The following is a 3,147-nucleotide window of genomic DNA, read 5'->3' on the forward strand; positions in this document are numbered from 1 at the left end:
CCCAGTCGTACCTGGAAGGGGCCACCCATGGCCACCGCTGCTGAACGTGCCGACCAGCTGGCGTTGGTTGCTCGCCTGAAATCGGCCTATCCCGAGCTGCCCGACGCACCGACCCCCGATCTGCTCGACCACGACCGCTTCGTCGCCTATCTGAAACCGGTCCACGACGTCGGCGGTGAACCCGACACCCCGATGGCGTATGACAACAAGGACTACGAGTACTGGGAGCACATGACCTACGTCATGTGCGAAGTCCTTGCCTGGCGCGGGATTTGGCTGTCGGAGGAGCGGCGCCGGCTGGGCAACGTCGACGTCGGACGGGCCGTGTATCTCGGCTTCCCGTACTACGGGCGGTGGCTGCTCTCGGTGGCCCGCGTCCTCGTCGAGAAACACCACGTCGGGCTGACCGAGCTCAGCGAACGGATGGCCGAGGTGCAGCAGCGCTACGCCGGTGGTCTCGCCGGAAAGACGTTGTCGGCCAAGCCAAGATGCGCCGGCGACGGCTCCGACGTCCCCCGCAACGGTCACGTCGTCCATGCCGTCGGCAAGGGTGACCCCCAGGTGTACGCCGGCCGGGCCGGGCAGGCGAGATTCCAGGTCGGCGACCGCGTCACGGTCCGCGAGCTGCCGGTGCTGTTCTACACGCGCACACCCGAATACGTAAGGGGCGCGACGGGCGTGATCGCCACCGTCGCCTACGAGAGTCCGGCGCCGGAGGACGAGACGTGGGATCGCGCGGATGCGGTGCCCGAGTGGTTCTACGTCGTCAGCTTCCGCCAGGCCGACCTGTGGCACGGGTACACCGGGCCCGCGAACGACACACTGCGCACCGAGATCCCGGAGCACTGGCTCCAACCCGCCGGCTGAACGGAGGAGCATGCCAGACCACGACCACGACCACGACCACGACCGGACCGTCAAGCCGATGGTCGACGAGGTCACCGACTCCGAGGTGCTCGAGATCGCACTGCGCGAACTGTGCATCGAAAAGGGCATCTTCACCGCCGAGGACCATCGCCGGTTCACCGAGTTCGCCGAGCAGATCGGTCCCACACCGGCGGCTCGACTGGTGGCCCGCGCCTGGCTGGACCCCGAGTTCGAGGCGCTGGCGATCGCCGAGCCCATGACGGCGAGCAAGGCGGTCGGCGTCGACTGGCTCGAGCCAACGGGATTCGGCACGCCGAGCGACTTCACCGCGTTCCAGATCCTGGAGAACACCCCAACCGTGCACAACGTGATCGTCTGCGCGTTGTGCTCGTGCTACCCCCGCCCGATCCTCGGCAACTCGCCCGAGTGGTACCGGACGCCGAACTACCGCAGCCGGCTAGTGCGCTTCCCCCGCCAGGTGCTGTCCGAGTTCGGCCTCTACCTCGGCGACGACGTCGAAGTGCGCGTTCAGGATTCGAATCAGAAGCACCGCTTCATGGTGATGCCGATGCGCCCCGAGGGCACCGATGGCTGGACCGAGGACCAACTGACCGAGATCGTCACCAGGGACAGCCTGATCGGCGTTGCGGTCCCGAAGGCCGGAGTCACCACCAACGTCATCGTCGACACCCGTGCCGCCATGCACCCGGTCGGGGAATGAGCGGCCGCGAACGAGATGGATGACCAGATGGATGACGTGAAGATCCCGGCACTTGAGGAGATCGTCGACCGCAACCAGGTGTGGTCGAGGATGGCGGCCAAGTACGGGGTGGAGAATCCCGTACCGCCGTGGAAGACCAGCCTCGACGGCCTGTGCGACGCCCTGGATCAGGCCTCCTGCGACCCGAATGGTTCCGCGGTGATGGGCATCCCCGATTTCAAGGAACGCCGCGACGAAGAGGACACGCTGTCGGCGACGGTCTACGCCGACCTGCCCTACCCGGAGAATCAACTCGTCGCTCTGGCTCACTCCTTGCTGGCCCGCGGGGTGATCAGCGAAGGCGAGCTACGCCAACGCCTTTCCTCCATCCGGACTCGCCTCGAAGCCTGATGGCACCATGAGGCGATGGCCCGGCCCAAGAACGCTTCCCTGACCAAGGCGAAGGTCGTCGACGCCGCGATCGAACTGATCGGTGACGGCGGACTCGAAGCGTTCAGCATGCCCAAGCTGGCTGGCAGCCTCGGGGTGCGGGCCCCGTCGCTCTATCACTACTTCGCGGACAAGGACACGCTGCTCGCGGCGGTGGCGCGCGCGGTGGCGACCCCCGAGGCACCGGCCACCATGCCCGACGACGCCGACTGGACGGACTACCTCGTCGCCCAGGCCGTGGCGCTGCGCAGCACGATCATCGCGCATCCACACTGCGCACCGCTGTTGGTCCGATTCATGCCTCGCGACAACATGTTCGGCGAGTACGAACAGATGTGTCGGTTCCTCGCCGCGGCAGGTGTGCCCGCCCGACTGCACGTCCGCATCGTCGACGGCCTCACCGCGCTCACGCTCGGCGCGGCGTTACTCGGTGAGAACGCCGCCGACTACGCGGACAGCGGCGGCGGACCCAGCCCGGATCCGACGGGTCACCCCGAGCTACGGGCTGCGCTCGACGCCATCGAGGGTCTCAGCACCGACGACCTCTTCGCATCGTTCCTGCGCACCTACCTCAAGGGCGTACTCGACTAGCGATGTGGACTTTGACGTCCGCAGCCCGGTTTCAGAAGGACGGGTAGGTTGCGGTTGGAGGGTTCCAACGTTCCCGCCAGATGCCCATGTAAAGGGCATATTTCCAGGTTTCACGCCCCAGTTGCCTGGCGCTTCTGCCCATCTTGACCCAAGCTGTTTTGGACGATAGAGTTCAGTTCGGAATAGATCTCAGCGTTTTCCCAGCAGCAAGGATAGGACTGCCCCATGAATCGTCGGTTTACCCGCCGCGCAGCCGCCGGCCTCGGCATCGCAGCCGTCATCTCGATGGGAGCGTTGACCGCCTGCGGCGGAAGCGAAACGCCCGCCCCGTCCGAGACCTCGACCACCACGACCACCACGGAGCCGGCGCCCAGCGTGACGCCCACCGAGAAGAGCATCAACCCCACCGGTGGCAACCTCTTCACCCCTCCGATCACGGCGCCCCCGGCACCGACCGCCATCCCCGGCGACAACTAGACGACGCACTAGCGAAGCGGGGGGGGGCGGGGGCGAGGGCCCGGGGGGGGGGGGGGGGGGGG

5 protein-coding genes are annotated in these 3,147 nt (G+C 67.0%); all 5 read left to right on the forward strand.

The window, feature by feature from the left end; genetic code table 11:
* The first annotated feature begins 27 nt into the window (after positions 1-27).
* The 5 genes from ABW137_RS27135 (at position 28) to ABW137_RS27155 (ending at position 3,085) form a co-directional block, all read left to right on the forward strand.
* Positions 28-867 (forward strand): SH3-like domain-containing protein, encoded by an 840-nt coding sequence (locus ABW137_RS27135; protein ID WP_526404569.1) that lies wholly within the window; start codon positions 28-30, stop codon positions 865-867.
* A gap of 10 nt (positions 868-877) precedes the next feature.
* A complete protein-coding gene (scnC, locus tag ABW137_RS27140; protein ID WP_526404565.1) occupies positions 878-1,588 on the forward strand; it encodes a thiocyanate hydrolase subunit gamma in 711 nt (236 codons plus the stop codon).
* 27 nt (positions 1,589-1,615) lie between these two features.
* The gene (locus ABW137_RS27145; RefSeq protein ID WP_526404566.1) at positions 1,616-1,978 is read left to right on the forward strand and encodes a thiocyanate hydrolase; all 363 of its coding nucleotides are present in this window, start codon (positions 1,616-1,618) and stop codon (positions 1,976-1,978) included.
* Between the two features lie 15 nt (positions 1,979-1,993).
* Positions 1,994-2,608 carry a TetR/AcrR family transcriptional regulator gene (locus ABW137_RS27150; protein ID WP_526404567.1) on the forward strand — a complete coding sequence of 205 codons (615 nt, stop codon included), beginning with the start codon at positions 1,994-1,996 and terminating at the stop codon, positions 2,606-2,608.
* Between the two features lie 225 nt (positions 2,609-2,833).
* Positions 2,834-3,085, forward strand: a complete 252-nt coding sequence (locus ABW137_RS27155) for a hypothetical protein (protein WP_526404568.1) — start codon at positions 2,834-2,836, stop codon at positions 3,083-3,085.
* The last annotated feature ends 62 nt before the right edge of the window (positions 3,086-3,147 follow it).

This window comes from Mycobacterium sp. (genome assembly GCF_040509115.1).
In the GTDB taxonomy this organism is placed as follows: domain Bacteria; phylum Actinomycetota; class Actinomycetes; order Mycobacteriales; family Mycobacteriaceae; genus Mycobacterium.

Bases quoted from the DNA above. Each gene is read 5' to 3' on its own strand.
- ABW137_RS27155 (WP_526404568.1), top strand. From the start codon at position 2,834: ATGAATCGTCGGTTTACCCGCCGCGCAGCCGCCGGCCTCGGCATCGCA.
- ABW137_RS27150 (WP_526404567.1), top strand. From the start codon at position 1,994: ATGGCCCGGCCCAAGAACGCTTCCCTGACCAAGGCGAAGGTCGTCGAC.
- ABW137_RS27145 (WP_526404566.1), top strand. From the start codon at position 1,616: ATGGATGACGTGAAGATCCCGGCACTTGAGGAGATCGTCGACCGCAAC.
- scnC (WP_526404565.1), top strand. From the start codon at position 878: ATGCCAGACCACGACCACGACCACGACCACGACCGGACCGTCAAGCCG.
- ABW137_RS27135 (WP_526404569.1), top strand. From the start codon at position 28: ATGGCCACCGCTGCTGAACGTGCCGACCAGCTGGCGTTGGTTGCTCGC.